Source organism: Synergistales bacterium (assembly GCA_021736445.1).
Taxonomy (GTDB): domain Bacteria; phylum Synergistota; class Synergistia; order Synergistales; family Aminiphilaceae; genus JAIPGA01.
Genome location: JAIPGA010000001.1, coordinates 20,637 through 35,788, shown reverse-complemented (window position 1 = coordinate 35,788; position 15,152 = coordinate 20,637). Strand labels below are relative to the sequence as shown.

13 protein-coding genes are annotated in these 15,152 nt (G+C 60.5%); 6 read left to right on the top strand and 7 right to left on the bottom strand.

What is annotated here, in order from left to right; genetic code table 11:
- A complete protein-coding gene (locus K9L28_00140; protein MCF7934740.1) occupies positions 1-1,380 on the bottom strand; it encodes a sodium:solute symporter family protein in 1,380 nt (459 codons plus the stop codon).
- Between the two features lie 456 nt (positions 1,381-1,836).
- Here K9L28_00140 and K9L28_00135 point away from each other — a divergent pair, with 456 nt between their 5' ends.
- From K9L28_00135 to K9L28_00125, 3 genes are all read left to right on the top strand, one after another.
- Positions 1,837-2,337, top strand: a complete 501-nt coding sequence (locus K9L28_00135; protein ID MCF7934739.1) for a tetratricopeptide repeat protein — start codon at positions 1,837-1,839, stop codon at positions 2,335-2,337.
- Between the two features lie 242 nt (positions 2,338-2,579).
- On the top strand, positions 2,580-2,903 hold the full coding sequence (locus K9L28_00130) for a thioredoxin family protein (GenBank protein MCF7934738.1): 324 nt from the start codon (positions 2,580-2,582) through the stop codon (positions 2,901-2,903).
- Positions 2,904-3,506: 603 nt separating this feature from the next.
- Positions 3,507-5,699, top strand: a complete 2,193-nt coding sequence (locus K9L28_00125; protein ID MCF7934737.1) for a mechanosensitive ion channel — start codon at positions 3,507-3,509, stop codon at positions 5,697-5,699.
- Between the two features lie 110 nt (positions 5,700-5,809).
- Here the strand turns inward: K9L28_00125 and K9L28_00120 are convergent, their stop codons facing one another.
- From K9L28_00120 to K9L28_00110, 3 genes are all read right to left on the bottom strand, one after another.
- Positions 5,810-6,199 carry a hypothetical protein gene (locus K9L28_00120; GenBank protein ID MCF7934736.1) on the bottom strand — a complete coding sequence of 130 codons (390 nt, stop codon included), beginning with the start codon at positions 6,197-6,199 and terminating at the stop codon, positions 5,810-5,812.
- A gap of 93 nt (positions 6,200-6,292) precedes the next feature.
- Complete coding sequence (locus K9L28_00115) at positions 6,293-6,559, bottom strand: hypothetical protein (GenBank protein MCF7934735.1); 267 nt, start codon at positions 6,557-6,559, stop codon at positions 6,293-6,295.
- 13 nt (positions 6,560-6,572) lie between these two features.
- Positions 6,573-7,841, bottom strand: coding sequence for a radical SAM protein (locus K9L28_00110; GenBank protein MCF7934734.1), 1,269 nt, complete (start codon positions 7,839-7,841; stop codon positions 6,573-6,575).
- 168 nt (positions 7,842-8,009) lie between these two features.
- Between K9L28_00110 and ftsZ the strand changes: the two genes are divergently transcribed.
- A complete protein-coding gene (gene ftsZ / locus K9L28_00105; GenBank protein ID MCF7934733.1) occupies positions 8,010-9,194 on the top strand; it encodes a cell division protein FtsZ in 1,185 nt (394 codons plus the stop codon).
- A 34-nt stretch (positions 9,195-9,228) separates the two neighbouring features.
- Here ftsZ and K9L28_00100 read toward each other — a convergent pair whose 3' ends face one another.
- Complete coding sequence (locus K9L28_00100; GenBank protein MCF7934732.1) at positions 9,229-10,098, bottom strand: hypothetical protein; 870 nt, start codon at positions 10,096-10,098, stop codon at positions 9,229-9,231.
- A gap of 430 nt (positions 10,099-10,528) precedes the next feature.
- Here K9L28_00100 and K9L28_00095 point away from each other — a divergent pair, with 430 nt between their 5' ends.
- Both K9L28_00095 and K9L28_00090 read left to right on the top strand, forming a co-directional pair.
- Positions 10,529-11,809 carry a hypothetical protein gene (locus tag K9L28_00095; protein MCF7934731.1) on the top strand — a complete coding sequence of 427 codons (1,281 nt, stop codon included), beginning with the start codon at positions 10,529-10,531 and terminating at the stop codon, positions 11,807-11,809.
- Positions 11,806-12,357 carry a manganese efflux pump MntP family protein gene (locus tag K9L28_00090; protein ID MCF7934730.1) on the top strand — a complete coding sequence of 184 codons (552 nt, stop codon included), beginning with the start codon at positions 11,806-11,808 and terminating at the stop codon, positions 12,355-12,357. Before K9L28_00095 ends, K9L28_00090 begins: the two co-directional genes overlap by 4 nt.
- A gap of 15 nt (positions 12,358-12,372) precedes the next feature.
- Here K9L28_00090 and K9L28_00085 read toward each other — a convergent pair whose 3' ends face one another.
- A complete protein-coding gene (locus tag K9L28_00085; protein MCF7934729.1) occupies positions 12,373-13,515 on the bottom strand; it encodes a YibE/F family protein in 1,143 nt (380 codons plus the stop codon).
- Positions 13,516-13,623: 108 nt separating this feature from the next.
- Positions 13,624-15,126, bottom strand: coding sequence for an alkaline phosphatase (locus K9L28_00080; protein ID MCF7934728.1), 1,503 nt, complete (start codon positions 15,124-15,126; stop codon positions 13,624-13,626).
- Between the last annotated feature and the right edge of the window lie 26 nt (positions 15,127-15,152).

Here is a 15,152-nt window from a genome sequence, read left to right as displayed (position 1 = left end):
TCAGGCAGACCTCCTTGCGAGAACCACATACAGCACCACTTCGGCTACCAGGGCGGGGACCAGGGCCACCTCAGGCATCACGCGGAACACGGCAATGGTGGCCGCGTGTACGGCCAATCCCAGACAGACCACAGGGAAGAGCGCTTTCGGCGCGTGCGGCTTCGGACTGTAGAGGGGGATGAGGAAGCAGAGGGCCACAACGGCCCAGCTGTACCGTCCGAGAATCATGATCCCCGGTAACGGGAAAAAACTGAGGACCAGTGCCACCGAGGCGATCACGGCAATCACCACCCTGTTCCGGAGGAGAAAAAGCTCTTCTCCCCCCCTGGTTGCCCAACCGGCAAAGATGTCGTGGCACCACGACGACGCAGCGAGAAGAAGCTGCGAATTGGCGGTACTTACCGCCGCAGCGATCACCGCCAGGAAAAGCAGAATCCATGCGTACAGCGGGAGGGCGGTCTGGGAAAGGGCGGTAAAGGTCTCTTCCGGCGTCCCCGCCAGAGCCGGAAGCAGACGTTTCCCGCCCAGAGCGATAGCTGTGAGGCAGAGATAGATCCATCCCACCAGAAAGGGGACGCTTTTCAGCATGTTGAGGGCCGTGCCGGTGTTCCTGGCGGAGACGATCCGGATCGCATACTGGGGGTTCGCCGCCACACCGAGCCCCCACCCGAAGATGATCAGCACAGCCGTCACCAGCGAGGTGGGAGGGCTGTGGCTCACCACCGCCTGCTCCGGCTGGACCAGCGCCGGCAGATTCGCGCTGGTCCCGACCTGTGCCATCAACGCCACGGCCGCCACGGTGACACCGCCTATGATCAGGGCAAAGTTGAGGATATCGCTCCGTACCACCGAAGGAAGCCCACCAAAGGTGGTATAGAGAACAAAGAGGTAGACCAGAGAGGAAGCCACGAAGACATGCTCTATCTCCAGCATGCGGGAGACGATGTTGCCGAAGACCTTGAACTGGATCACGATATAGAAGATATAGGCCACCACCAGCGCCGCGCCGGTGAGAGGGCGGAGCCGCCTGTCACCGTAACGGCGCTCCACCCATTCCGGTAGAGAGAGCGCCTGCGTGGCCCGCAGTCGGAAGACGACAAAGCACATGGGAACGAGCCCGAGTAGCCAACCGTTGACCGAGCTGAAAAAGGTGATCCAGCCCTCTCTATAGAATCCCATGGTGAAACCCAGTAACGAGGCGGCGCTCATCCAGGTGGCGCCGAAGGTGCAGATGGAAGCAAACAGCCCGACATTGCGCCGGGCAAGGTAGAAATGATACCGATCCTCGTTCCACCTGTACCCCCGCCCCGTCAAGACAATGATCGCCAGGGTATAGCATCCGAAGGCCAGTATCGGAGCAACCAGGGCCACGGGGCTCATTTGACGCCTCTCCGGCGGGTTATCCAGAAGGTGATCAGCAAAAAGGGAGCGCAGACCAATAGCACAAAGAGCGCAAGCGTTACACAGACAAACATGGCGGTTCCTCCCCGGCCGTTTTCGTTTCTTGCAAAGCGTGGTCCATTGTACGCCACCGCCTCCCTTCGCCCAACTCCCCTGTTGTCCGCGGCATCGCTTCATGCTACATTCGTTGCAAAGCACAGGGAATTCCCGGAAACAGGAGTCTCGAGACCGGTACGGAAACCGGGGATCGGCCTACGACGCTCAGGTGTTGTATAGTGATGTCCTCTATCTGGGCAAAATAACGGTTCGGCCTTGAGGCAGCACCGCGCAGAAGGAAGAGGCTGGACATCCTTGAAGTCGACGCCGTGGCCGGTGAGATGCCGGCGCTGCGATAGTGCCCGGTACAAGGTTTCCTGCACCGAAAGGAGGATTCACATGAACGGATGTTCAGACATTCCCACCTGGGGGTGCATCCTGGTCATCCTCGCGGCACTCCTGGCAGCGGGCGCGCCACCGGCCCGGGAGGCCCAGGCTACGATCAAGGAGGAGGCACAGCTCGACCAAGCGCTCCAGGAGGCCGCGCGCTGTCCCGGAAGCGCCCCTGTCCAGGTCACGGTGGGCGACCTCTACTATCGGCTCTTCGAGTACGAGCTGGCTATCGAGCACTACCGCAAGGCCCAGGTCATCGCGCCGACCAGCCCGGATATCTCTTACAAGCTTGGGCTCGCCTACGGCACCCTCAAGGAAACCGACAAGGCCATCGCGGCATTCCGCCGCGTTCTGGAGCAGGCCCCTGACAATCGGAACGCCCTCTACCAGCTGGGGCTGCTGAGCTTCCGGGTGGGCGACAGGGCGACAACGCGGGTTTGCGCCAGTCAGCTGCGGGAATTCAAGGACAGCAGAGCGGAGATCCTGGATTTGCTCTTCGAGAGGTGATCTCCCTCTCTCAAGAACTTGAGAGATCCTGACGGCAGTGCTATCCTTTCGTCTGCCGGAGGGCAACAGCTTGTGCTGCTGCACAATTTATTTGTCCTTGCGAGCCTTCTTTTGTGGTTACGCACAAGGCACCGGCACGGAAAGATTGGTATCGTTTGGTTGTTTTGTGGATTTGTTTTTTTCGGGGGATCGCCCCCCGCCGGAACCGGCTGAAGGCCGGAATCACTATGGAGGTGACCATTTTGATTGAAGTAACGAAGGACAATTTCGAAGAAGAGGTACAGCAAAGCGACATCCCTGTTGTCGTGGACCTCTGGGGCCCGAAGTGCGGCCCCTGCCTGGAGATCATGCCGAAGGTCGAAGAGATGGCCAAGGAGTACGAAGGCAAGGTCAAGTTCTGCAAGCTCAATGTGGCCGAAAACCGTCGTCTGGTTATCTCCCTTCGCGTTATGGGTGTGCCCACCTTCCTCTTCTACAAAAACGGCGAACTCCAGGAGAGGATCACCGGCGGAGAGGTTACCGAAAAAGCGATCAGGGAGAAGGCCGACAGTCTCCTGAACGGCTAAACCCGTTCCCGCCCCGCAAACTCAACGACAGGGGAAGAGGGCCCGGCGGGCCTTCTTCCCCTGTCGTGCTCTGTAGTACAATATAGTGATACCGCGCTCCGCAGCACCCGGAGTCGGGTTTCTTTGGACCCCGCGAGAACCCCTGTATCTCCACCCAGCCCCAGCGGTGCGGAGCAATGATGTCCCGGAGCGCATCGACACTGTCAACGCCGCAGAGCAGGGAGTACCCTCCGGCAGTTCCGCAACAGCGCACCCCGGCTCTATTGCGGGTGCACCAGCTGTACACTGGTTCCCCGGGATCCGGTTTCTTCTCCCGGGGAAAAGCAAGGGGAGTTCATCAGCACGGGAAAGTCGATAGCCATTTTAGGAAAGCCACACATCGCTGTCGCCTCCGATATGGGCTGAGGCCACCTTGATGGCGTATCTGCAAACTGAAGAGGGAGTGGACCCATGAAGCGTGCACCAAATACAGTGAATCTCCGGCAAATCAATACAGGAATCTGCATGCTCTCCATCATGCTGTGCCTCTTGTTCGGTACCGCGTCCTCCATCCCCGCGCAGCAGGCAACGCCGTCGCCGGGAGAGGAAACGAAAACCGAGGCAGTGAAGCTGTCGGAACAAAAGGAACAGGAACTTACCGATCCAGAGACGCTGGAAACGTTGATAGAGAACCTCGACACACGCATTGAACGCGCCAATCTCCAGGCCGCCGGCGAATCGCCGCCTCCGCCGGAGGTGCCTGCGGAAGAGCTGCAACAGCGGGCGACCACGCTCAGTACGCTGCAGACCCTCTACAAACGCCTTCTCACCGCGCTGGATAAGAGCGAGACCCTCGCCAAGGAGCTGCAGCGGCTTCAGGATGCAAAAGCCGAGCAGGCCTACGGGATCGAAAAGGAGCCGCCCTTTGCGCTCTCCTTCTACGACAGCTATCTCGATACCATCCAGACCCTGCAGCAGCAGAAGGATTCCACCAGCTCAGCCCTGACGCTTGCCGAGACAAGCCTCCAGAAGGCAAAGGAGCAGCTCGGCCAGACACAGCAGAGCATCAGGCGACTGAAAGAACAGGTCGCCGCCGTCGCCGCCGACCAGGCTGCGCCGAAACTCACCTGGGACCTCAACTCCGCCCTTTTGAATGAAGAAGTGGAAGAGGCGATGATCGCCTTCCAGACCCGGCACGTCGCAAACCTCGAAACGGAACAGAGCATTCTCGACAACAAAATGGAGATCACCAAACAGGCAAGCGCCTGGATCAAGGAGCATCTCCACTACAGCGAAGAGGACCTGAACAAGCAGACCCAGCACATCGACGAGGAGATACAGGATGTCCAGAAGGGCATAGAAGGGCTCAAGGAGAACCTGCAAAAGGTGGAGAAGGCCTATCTGCGGGCACAGACAAAGGTTGACCAGGCGGTCCAGGAACAGGAGAAACGTGCCGCCGAGGTGGAGCTTGGTGAACGGAGGGCCTGGAGGGACTACTACCAGCGCGCTCTCGAGCAGAAGCACATGATGCTGGATCTTCTCAACACCAGGAAGCATATCTGGACCCAGCGTTACGCATTGTTGCAGAAAAAGCACTCCGCCGGCGAGCTGCGGAGCTTGCGTGACAATGCGGCGGAACGCGACAAACGCCTCGACGAAAGCCTCCTTTCCCAGGAGAAGTTCCAGTCCTCCGTGCAATCACAGATGGCCACCGCGCAGAACACTCTCCAGGAGGAGAATCTGCCCAAACCCTTTGTTCCGCATATCCAGAGCGAAGTGGCGGCGTTGAAGGAGACGATCCAGCACAACCTCAACCTGATCGCCATGATGCGGTCTGTCAAGAGCCTGAATCAGCGCCTGCTCAAAGAAGTAGAATCAAGACTCGGTTCCGTACAGATCGCACAGAAGGTCTCCGCCTTCTCCAAGGAAAAGCTTCTGGGTATCTGGTACTACGAGCTGTGGACCGCCGGCGACCACGCCGTGACCGTGGGGAAGCTGTTCATTGCGCTCGTTCTGATCATCCTGGGATTCATGTTCAGCAGGATGTTTTCCAGACTTGTGCAACGGAGATTGCTCGTCAAGTTCGACGTGGAGCTGGACGCGGCGCAGGCGATCCAGCGGGGGCTCTTTTTCGTCCTGGTTCTCTCCTTCACCCTCGCCGCACTGAGGACCGTCAACATTCCGCTCACAGCCTTCGCCTTCCTCGGCGGTGCCTTCGCCCTCGGTCTTGGTTTCGGCGCCCAGAAGCTGCTGAGCAATCTCATCAGCGGTGTGCTGATCATGCTGCAGCGTCCGTTCCGCATCAACGACATTGTGGAGATCGACGGCACACTGGCCTCGGTGCAGGACGTGGACTCCCGATATACCCGGATCAGGGATTTCAACAATATCGATGTCCTGATCCCCAACAGCTACATGCTGGACCACAAGATCATCAACTGGACCCACTCCGACAAACGCATGCGCAACACCCTCACCGTGGGCGTCTCCTACGATGACGACGTCGAGCTGGTACGCGAACTCCTCCTGCAGGTGGCGAACAGCAATATCAAGGTGCTCAAGGATCCGGCGCCCTTTGTCATCTTCAGGGACTTCGGCGACAGCGCGCTGATCTTCGACCTCTACTTCTGGGTGGACATGAATACCGCCTTCGGGTTCAAGGTGCAGAGCGAGATGCGTTTTGCCATTACACGTCTCTTCCGCCGGCACCACATCACCATCGCGTACCCCCAGATGGATGTCCATCTGGACACGCCCCCCTCTGCCGCGTCATCATCCGGGGGCAGCACACCACGTTTCCCCGAAAAGGAAGAATAAGCACCAACCAAAGGGAGACAGACACAACACTGTCGGGGCGGCCACTGTGGCCGCCCCGACAGTGTTGTGTTCATATCACACATCACGGAACCAGGGTGTCCGGCAGACTCCTAAGCGAGGGTCTGGTCCAGGCGGGAGATCGACTGGTTGAGATCCTCATTCCTCTCTTTCAGGGCTTCGATACACGCATCCACGATGGCATCGGAATGTTCCAGAATATAGAGACTCTTCGCTGTCGTCTGGGAGAGCCCAAATTCGTTGATATACTCCTCCATTTCGGCGTCCGGAGTCTCAAGTGTATAGCTGGTCATATACTTCCCCTTGGTACCCATCTGGACGACAAAACGCATGCAGCCATAGGGAAAGGTCACCTTTGCGCCGCTGATGGACACCAGCGCCGACAGGGCCGACAGGAAGCGGTTCTCTTCCTTGCTTAACGAGGACTCCCGCTGTTGGATCTTTTCTGCCGCCTCTTTGAACTGCAGCACTTCCTCGCGCAATACGAGCAGTCGCTTCGCGTATTTCCGGGCCAATTCCATCACCCCAATATCTGTACTCGCGGTGCCGTAGCACCACCGTCAACAACCCTTCTCTTATCGGTGGAAGAAGTACCCTGTCACCAGGAGCGATACAACAGGAATCCGCAGGACCGGGATCGTGGAGACAATGGACCATAGCCCCGACCATATCAGCACCGTTCCGGTGAACACGCTGACGGAATACAACACCTTGGTGCGCAGTCTGCGTTTCCGGGGCAGCTCGATCAGATCATGGAGCACCTCCGTGGCGATGTGCATCTGCACAGGCCCCTTCTGGTCACCTGTGTACCGCTGGTGCCCCTGTTCCTGTTCCTTTTCCATCTGCAGACCCTCCTCAGGCATGGGCAATATCCTTGAGTCGCTGCAAGGTCTCCGCCGAAAAGATCTTCCCCACTTGGGTCGCGAAGACGGTGTTGTTCTGCAAAAGCGGCTCCTCCCGGATGGCGGGAACCTGCTTTGCGATTTCCCTGAAAAACGACGTTCCCGGAATCGGTGAATACTGGGCGAGCTTCACCCTTCCTCCGCAGTCCTTCGCGAAGGCGATACTGTCCTCGATAGCCCGGACACTCTGCCCCGGCATCCCGACAAGAATATAGGTTTCCAGGTCTCTATTCCTGTAACCCGCCCTGCGGAGGGCGTCCACCGCACGACAGTAGTGGGCCTTCTCCATTTTCGCAGAGCTCTGCGACATGGTCCATGCATCGGTTCCCTCCAGGCTCAGGCGGATCGTCCGGAATCCCGTTCCGTAGAGGACGTCTGCGCAGGTGCTGTCGATCTCCCGCAGGTGCAGCCCGTTGGGTGTGTGCAGCCGCAGGTTGCTGTGGCCGGCGCGGAGCGCGTCGCAGAGAGGGTAGAAGTGCTCCTCTTTACCGACCAGGAGCGCATCGTCCAGAAAGGCGAGATCGGCGCACCCGAACCGGTCGATGACGCGACGCACGCCGGCAACCAGTTCCTCGACAGGATAGTGGCGGTAGGAACCGTCGAGCACCCGGGAGGCGCAGTAGGAGCAACGATAGGGACAGCCGCTCGAACTCCGGACCGCCACATATCCCGGTCGCTCGTAGAGCGTGAAGGCCTCCGGATCTTCCTGAACCGGCAGAGGGGCGCTCTGTATCATGTCGGCGCCCGAGGCGGCCGCATGCTCGGGGCAGAGCCGCGCATAGACACCTCCGAGGAGAATGGGAATTTCGGGGAAGACCCTCCGAAGTACGCGGACACACCAGAAGACACCGGGATACCAGTAGGTCATCATGGAGGTGAGCAGTATCAGGTCCGGGGGTTCCACCCCCTGCAGCCGTTTGGTGAGGGCATCCTCGGTAAGACCGAAATGAAAGTACCGGCGCGTCGTCCCCCTGTATGGAGCGGGTTTGGCGATCTCTTCCCGCCCTGTCTTCCACCGCCCATAGCTGATGGGCTTTGTCCTCGCTTCATGGACAGCGTCAACAAGTTCCACAGCGTTTCCCTGGTTCCGCAACTGGAACAGGAGTGACAGCAATCCAACCGGTTTCGCCCAGAGATCGAAAAAGGCAAAATCCCGTACCGGGGGATTGATGCCGAGGATACGCTTTCCCTGCAGGCGGGAGAGAATGTTCCAGTAGTCCACGAAGCAAACGCCACCTATCGGCGAGGTCTGGCGGTACCAGCGATGCAGATGTTGCGTATTATAGCATGGGCGGTTCTCGTCAAAGAGAAAGAAGTGCTAGAATGCATGGCGTAGGCAGGACGCCGAACAACAGAACCCAAGACAAGTGAAGGGGAGGATTCCGACCCCATGAGAGGCCGCAATCAGTTTGGAAGCTTTGCCGCCGCGCCCAAGGAGCCCGGAAAGGAAGATCTGCGGGTTGTCGGCATAGGGGGCGGTGGAGGGAATGCGCTGAACCACATGATCACCACCCAGCGGCGCGACGTCAATTATTTGGCGATCAACACCGATATGGCCCATCTCGAGCAGTCATCGGCAGACACGAAGATTCCGGTGGGACTGGAGCTGACAAAGGGGCTTGGAGCTGGGGCCAATCCGGAAATCGGCTGCAAGGCAGCGATGGAGTCCGCCAAGGAGATCAAGGGCTCCCTGGAGGGAGCCGATATGGTCTTTCTCACCGCCGGGCTGGGCGGCGGGACGGGAACCGGGGCTGCCCCCGTGGTCGCCAAGGCCGCACGTGACGTAGGCGCATTGACCGTCGGGATCGTTACGCGCCCCTTTACCTTCGAGGGCCAACGGAGAATGAAACAGGCACAGGAGGGGCTCCAGGAGCTCCGCGATGCCGTGGACGCACTGGTCGTGATCCCCAACGACAGGCTTCTCGACATCGTCCACTCCAACACATCCCTGCTGGACGCCTTTTCCATGGTCGACGACATCCTCAGCAAGGCTGTGGCGGGCGTGATCGATCTGATCGTCAGCCCGGGGCTGATCAATGTGGATTTTGCCGATGTCAGAACCGTGCTCTCCGACGCGGGAACGGCCTTTTTCGGTACGGGCAAAGCCCGGGGGGAGGAACGGGTCAGTATCGCCTCCCGCCGTGCCATCTCCTGTCCGCTTCTGGAAACAAGCCTCCGTGGGGCCAAGGGGGTCCTGTTCACCATATCCGGTTCCCAGGACATGAAACTCAACGAGGTCAACGAAGCCGCCTCCCTGATCACGGAAGCGGCAGATGAAGAGGCAACCATCATCTGGGGACACAATATGAACGAGCAGCTCGAGGACGCCGTGGAGATCACGGTCATCGCCACCGGCTTTCCGGCAGGCGATGCGCACCCCGAGGGCCGAAAGATCGAAAGCATCCTGGGATCGCGGGGGCAGCCGCAATCCTCCTCCCCCCAGGGGCCTGTCCGCCGCAAACGGCAGAAAGACGACGAACAGAGCGATCAACGGCCCGTGGAGGTTTCGGAAGACGGGTCTTCCACTATCCGGAGGCGGCCTGTTCCGAAACAAACCAACTACTACAAGCGGTAGGGAATGTTCCCTACCGCTTCTGCGCACTGTCCTCTCACTCCTCCCCGTCAGCCAGGGCGGAGAGGTTCCGCTCCACCTGCAGCATCTCTTCGAGCGAGTGAACAAGCGAATCGATGAAGTCATCCAGGCCGGCGATCTGGTCCACGCGGCCCTTGGCCAGTGTCGTGATCTCCTGAACAGGTTCTTTCAGCTCGGGGAGCATCACGCCGAATCCGGTGAGTGTTTCGCTGATATGCAGCGTCGATCGTGCGATATCATCGGCGAGCTGCCGCACCTGCTCCGCCACGACAGAGAACCCCTTCCCCGCCTCACCGGCTCGGGAGGCCTCGATGGATGCGTTCAACCCCAGCACCTTCGTGTGCTTCGCGAACCCCTGGATCGAATTGACGATATCGTCCATCTGCTCCGTACGACTGGCCATCTCCTGCATCTTGTCCGGCAGCGGCAGGAGAAGCTGCTCCACCTTGCTGTTCCCCTCCGTGAGCCCCTTCACACTGTTGCGGAAGGGATCGATCACCGCACGCACCTCCTGCTGGAGCCTGGAGAGGTTGTGGATCTGCTCATGGATGACCCGCTGTGATTCCTGCTCCCGTTCCATAATCTCATAAATAAAGCGGGCCTGTTCGGCACTGAGGAAACCGGCGGACTCCTTCTTCTTCTCCTGGACCTCGCTGACCACCTCTGGTTTCCCCGTTACCTCGATGAAAAGATCGGCATCAACGGCGAGGAGCTGATCCAGATCCTGTGTTGTCGGCACACCGTCACGCTCCGCCGCCTTGATTGCCGGTGCGTTCGGATCGATATCCATCACTCCGGCAACGGGAAACCCGAGTTTTTCGAATCCCCGCATCAGTGTCACCGCCGCCTGGCCTCCGCCAATGAAGGCGATGCTAAACTCAGCCATGCACCACAACCCCTTCCACTGCAATGTTACGCAATCGCCTTGGTTTCGGGGCGGACCCAACCGCGCTTCCAGCCGTTCCGGGGGACGAGGACGCCGTTGTCGGCACTGTGCCAGGCTCCTCTTTCTCCCCATTCCCTTACAGGCGTCACGTTGCAAAACCTACCGCACCTAACTGTAGCGGAGGAGGACAGCGGTTGGCAAGGGGCGTCAACGGAAACAGCCCGGCCATCCGCGGGAACGGATGGCCGGGCACAGCAGGGGGTACCGTGGTAGAGAGCGCAATCACGCTATGCCGCTTTTGAGAGCCTGTCCGGCCTTGCATTACCCCTTCCAGCGTACTATCGTACAGTCCGGTCGTAACAGGCATACCTCAACGAGATCACAACTCCGCAACAGAGCCGGCATACCGACCCAGTCAGGAGGACAATCCATGCGGTCATCCATCCTCGAACAGGCGATCCCGCTGCTGGAACATCTCGAAGCCCGGGGGGCGCGGTCGGCTCTCGTCGGCGGCACCGTCCGGGATCTCCTTCTCGGGATCGAACCCCACGATATCGACATCGTCACCGAAGCCCACGACGAAACGCTTCCCCAACTGCTGCCGCAGGCAAAACCGGTGGGACAGCGGTGCGCCCGATCCTGGCTCCTGCCTGGCACCGACCGCTCGGCGCAGATCACCTCTTCCAACGGAACCACCCTGGAACGGGAACGGCAGCGCCGTGATCTCACGGTGAACGCCATCGCCATGTTCAGCGATGGGACCTTTCTCGCGGACCCTCAGTGCTGGGAGGATATGGCACAACGCACCCTCCGGTTTCACGGGAACCCCGCGCAACGTCTCGGGGAGGATCCACTGCGGGCGGTCCGGTTTTTCCGTTTTCTCCACACCCTCCCCGGATTCGGCGCCGACGCCTGTTCAAGGCAACACTGTTCTTCCCTGCGGAACAGGCTGGGTACCATCGCCGGAGAACGCCTGGGCCTGGAGCTCCTCCGTGCGGTGGACGGCCACTTCGCTTCCTGGTGCCGCGATCTGCAGACCGCTGGTCTCCTGACTCCTCTTTTCACGGCAGGGGGGACCTCCCCGGGAATCAAACCTTCCGGTCAGTCGACGTCCTTCTCCGTGCTGGAATCAATCTGTGCTTGCCATGACTCCCGGAAACTGCGGCTCGCCGCTTTGTTCCTGGACAGAGGAGAACCCTGGGCGACGCAGCAGTGTGTCCGCAGCGTCGCAGAGAGAGCAGGGGCCTCCCTGGCCGCTCTCTGCATCGGCAGGGATCTTCTTGAGGGAACAAGGGAGCTGATCGCCTGGCACCGTCTGCCAGGCGGAACGGTGTCGCCCCGACGTCTGCAGATTCTGCTCTCGGCAAAGGGAGCGGACTGGCTGGAGGAACTCTTTCTGCTCTCCTGGTGTGTCCGTTCCGCTGCGGACACGAGCAGGAGGCAATGGATGGCAAACCGCCGACATCTTGTCCGTCTTCTTCTGCGGGCGAAACAGGTGCTTCCCCTGGGGGTCACCGGCGAGGATGTCAAAGGGGAGCTGCAGATTTCCGGGGGGCCGGCGGTGGGACGGGTCCTCCGGACCCTGGAGCGGCTCGCGCTGGAGGGGGCGATCTCCACAAGGGAGGACGCGCTGCGGTGGTTGCGTTCGCGGAAGGGCCGGGTCTCCCCCGACAGCCCGGGGAGACGGCGGAAGGAGCCCTCACAACGATGATCACACTTCTCTGTACGGCACTGGCCCTCGCCGGCGACGCCTTTGCGCTTTCACTGAGCGCCGGGGCCTGCCTCCCGGCGATCCACTGGACCAACGCCTTCCGCATGGCCGCCGCCTGCGGACTCTTCCAGTTCCTCATGCCCCTTCTCGGTGTGCGCGCCGGTTTCCTTCTGCATACCAGAATCTGGCAGGGTGGGGAAGCCGTCCTCTCGCTGTTCATTATCGCCGTTGCCCTCCACATGCTCTGGGAGGCGACCCATCCCCACCGATGTGTCGGAAAGGACCTGACCTCAGGGCTCCCGCTCCTGCTGGGAGCCCTGGCCACATCGCTGGATGCCTTCGCCGTCGGGATAGGGGCAACCGCGCTGGATACCAATGTAGCGCTTCTTGCGCCCCTGACGGGGATCTTCACGGCCTTGCTCTCCTACGCAGGGGTGTACCTGGGGCGCAAGAGCCGGGAACAGCTCGGGACCACGGCGGAATTCCTGGCGGCCGGGTACCTGGGGTATCTGGGCTTCCGGTTGCTCTGGACCAGCCTCCCGATGTGAAGCAAATGCGGAGCTTCAATGGCGCGTATAGACAAACGCCGCCACCAGCGCGGTGAAGGGCGCGACCGTGACGAGCCCGAAGCTGCCCACCAGGGTGTGCAGGAGCTCGGCGGCTACGTAGTTGATGTTCAGGATATTCTCCATGGGGATTCCCCGGGCCATGAAGACCATCAGCATGGTGATATAGCTGCCGGAATAGGCCAGAAGCAGCGTGGTGGTCATGGTTCCGATCACCGCACGGCCCACCATGAGCCCCGATTTCAGCAGCTGCCCCGGGGAAATCCTGGGATGATGGTGGACGATCTCCCGGCAGGAAGCGGCGATGTCCATCCCCAGGTCCATCACCGCCCCGGAGGAGGCGAAGAAGACCCCCGCCAGAAAGATGCGGGTGAGATCGAGATGGGCGTATCCGGAATAGAGCAAGGTTTCGGAGAAGGGCCGCACCACGCCCTGCAGGTGGAAGGGATCGGCGAAGATCAGGGCAAGGACACAGGTCAGGCCAAGGCCCAGGAAGGAACCGAGGAATGCGGCCAGTCCCTTCTTGTCGAACCCGGCCACGAGAAAGATCACGATAAAGGTGAGCGCCGCCACCAGTCCGAGTGAGACAAGAATGGGGTCGTAGCCCTTGAGGAAGGAAGGGAGCACCACCTTCCAGATCGCCAGCGCCGCAAAGAGGAAGGAGAGCAGCGCCTTGCATCCCGTAAACCCGGCGAAGAGCACCAGCGCGCCGGCGAAGAGTACCAGCAGAAAGGCCTCGGTCCCCAGCCTGTAGTGCGAGGATGCGTGGACATTCCGAACATCACCGTCGTCGATGGTCAGATCCAGCAGTACCGTGTCCCCCTTGGAGAACACCGTATCCAGCTCCATCTTCCCCACCAGATTGTTCAGCGCCCGGTGTGTCTCGCCGCTGTGGGCCCCTTCGAGGACCTCAACCTGGAGGATCTGGGTCCCCGACTTCACGATTCCGAATTGCTGGACGTCGCTGTCGTCGGTAGCCAGCACCTCCCCGCGGACATGTTCGGCTTCCTGGTCTACCTGGCTTTCGAAACCGGTTTCCATGGAAAACAGCGCGACACAGGCGAGGAGTACCAAAGCGGTGAAAATGAGATCCTTCCGGCCGGTATCGTAGAAAAACCATTCCCGTATTCTGTCGAGCATGGGTGACCTCCTTCAGGAAGCGGCAGGGCAGGTTACCCTGCCCTACCGCTCTGTATCGTGGCTCTGGGGGATGCTGCGGGCTGTAGGTATCAGAGGCGCCGCGCTTGCCTACAGCTCCATGGCCTGGACCATCTTGGTGAAGATGTCCGTGTTGTCGTAGAAGCCGTTGAAGCTCTCCTGGTTCACGCCGAGGGCGGAAACCGGCACGGGCACTCCGGTGTGGGAGTAGGAGGTCCAGGCCATGCCGGCCTTGTTGTCCAGGATGTGGGTGATGGTCACCGTAAGGGGTTCGTACCCGCCGTAGAGGAGGTAGGTCTCCTCGTTGCCGGCTTTGACCTCTTCGCCCTTCATGCTGCGGACGAAGGCGTCCTCAAGCTTCTGGTACTCGAACTCGTCGAGAGCCAGGGCAGGCTCCTCACTGTCGGAGCTCGGGCTGTCCCCGGCGACATGGAGGCCGAAGTGCTCCTTGATCAGAGGCAGAATATCCTCGAAGCCGGCCCCGCTGAGCTCATGCTCGTTGCGGTAGGCGGCGAAGTCGGCGTTGAAGCCCTCGTAGGAGGATTTCTGTTGGCCCAGGACACCGAAGAAGGTGTCGTACTTGGTGCCGGCGAAACCGATGGTCAGCCCGCCGCACTCGTGGTCACCGGTGACGATGACCAGGGTCTCGTCCTTGTGGTCGTTGTAGAAATCCATGGCCACCTTGACCGCCTCGTCGAAGGCGATGGTGTTCTGGATGGCCGAGACGGCGTCGTTGGCGTGGCAGGCCCAGTCGATCTTGCCGCCCTCGACCATCATGAAAAAGCCCCTGGGGTTGTCCAGCAGTTCGACGCCCTTCTTCGTGTAGTCGGCGATGGAAATCGTGTCCTGCACATTGTCGATCACGTAGGGCATGGAGGCGCCGCCAACGATGGTGGGGTTGAAGGCGAGCACCTTGGGGTTGTCTTTGGCGTTGAGCTTGTTGAAGTCCTCGGTGGTATCGGTGACGGTGTATCCCTGCTCCTTGACGAACTCGATGGCATCGGGCCTGTCGCCGTCGCGGCCCCTGGGATAGCGGAACCCGCCGCCGCCGAAGTACTCGAAGCCGCTTTTGCCGAGCTGCCTGGCCAGGTCGTAGTAGGTGCCCCTGTCGGGTGTGTGGCCGTAGAAGGTGGCCGGGGTGGCGTGCTCGATGGAGACCGTGGAGACGATGCCGACCTTCATCCCCTGCTCGTGGGCCATCTCGGCGATGGTCTTGTAGCTCTCCTTGCCGGAGGGATCCATGCAGACAACGCCGGACTTGGTCTTTCTGCCGGTGGCGATCGCCGTGCCGGCAGCCGCCGAGTCGGTGATGATGGAGTTTGTGGAGTAGGTGGTGCACATCCCCTGGGCCGGCATGGTGTCCATCTCGAGCTTCACGATCCCCGGGCGCAGTTCCTTGCCCTGCTGGGCCGCCATGTAGATCTCGGCGGCGTTCCTCTGGGGGAGCCCCATTCCGTCACCGAGCATCAGAAAGACATACTTCGCCTGGGCCGACGCCTGGGTCTGGCCGAAACCGGCCAGGAGAAAAACGGCAAGCGAGGCCACCGCCACAATCCAACCAACGCGCTTGGTCCAATTCCTGTTCCACTGCATACTGCTTCACCCTTCCCGATAGTGTG

Coding starts and splice junctions, on each gene's coding strand:
- K9L28_00140 (MCF7934740.1), bottom strand. CDS start 1,380: ATGAGCCCCGTGGCCCTGGTTGCTCCGATACTGGCCTTCGGATGCTAT.
- K9L28_00135 (MCF7934739.1), top strand. CDS start 1,837: ATGAACGGATGTTCAGACATTCCCACCTGGGGGTGCATCCTGGTCATC.
- K9L28_00115 (MCF7934735.1), bottom strand. CDS start 6,559: ATGGAAAAGGAACAGGAACAGGGGCACCAGCGGTACACAGGTGACCAG.
- ftsZ (MCF7934733.1), top strand. CDS start 8,010: ATGAGAGGCCGCAATCAGTTTGGAAGCTTTGCCGCCGCGCCCAAGGAG.
- K9L28_00100 (MCF7934732.1), bottom strand. CDS start 10,098: ATGGCTGAGTTTAGCATCGCCTTCATTGGCGGAGGCCAGGCGGCGGTG.
- K9L28_00095 (MCF7934731.1), top strand. CDS start 10,529: ATGCGGTCATCCATCCTCGAACAGGCGATCCCGCTGCTGGAACATCTC.
- K9L28_00090 (MCF7934730.1), top strand. CDS start 11,806: ATGATCACACTTCTCTGTACGGCACTGGCCCTCGCCGGCGACGCCTTT.
- K9L28_00085 (MCF7934729.1), bottom strand. CDS start 13,515: ATGCTCGACAGAATACGGGAATGGTTTTTCTACGATACCGGCCGGAAG.
- K9L28_00080 (MCF7934728.1), bottom strand. CDS start 15,126: ATGCAGTGGAACAGGAATTGGACCAAGCGCGTTGGTTGGATTGTGGCG.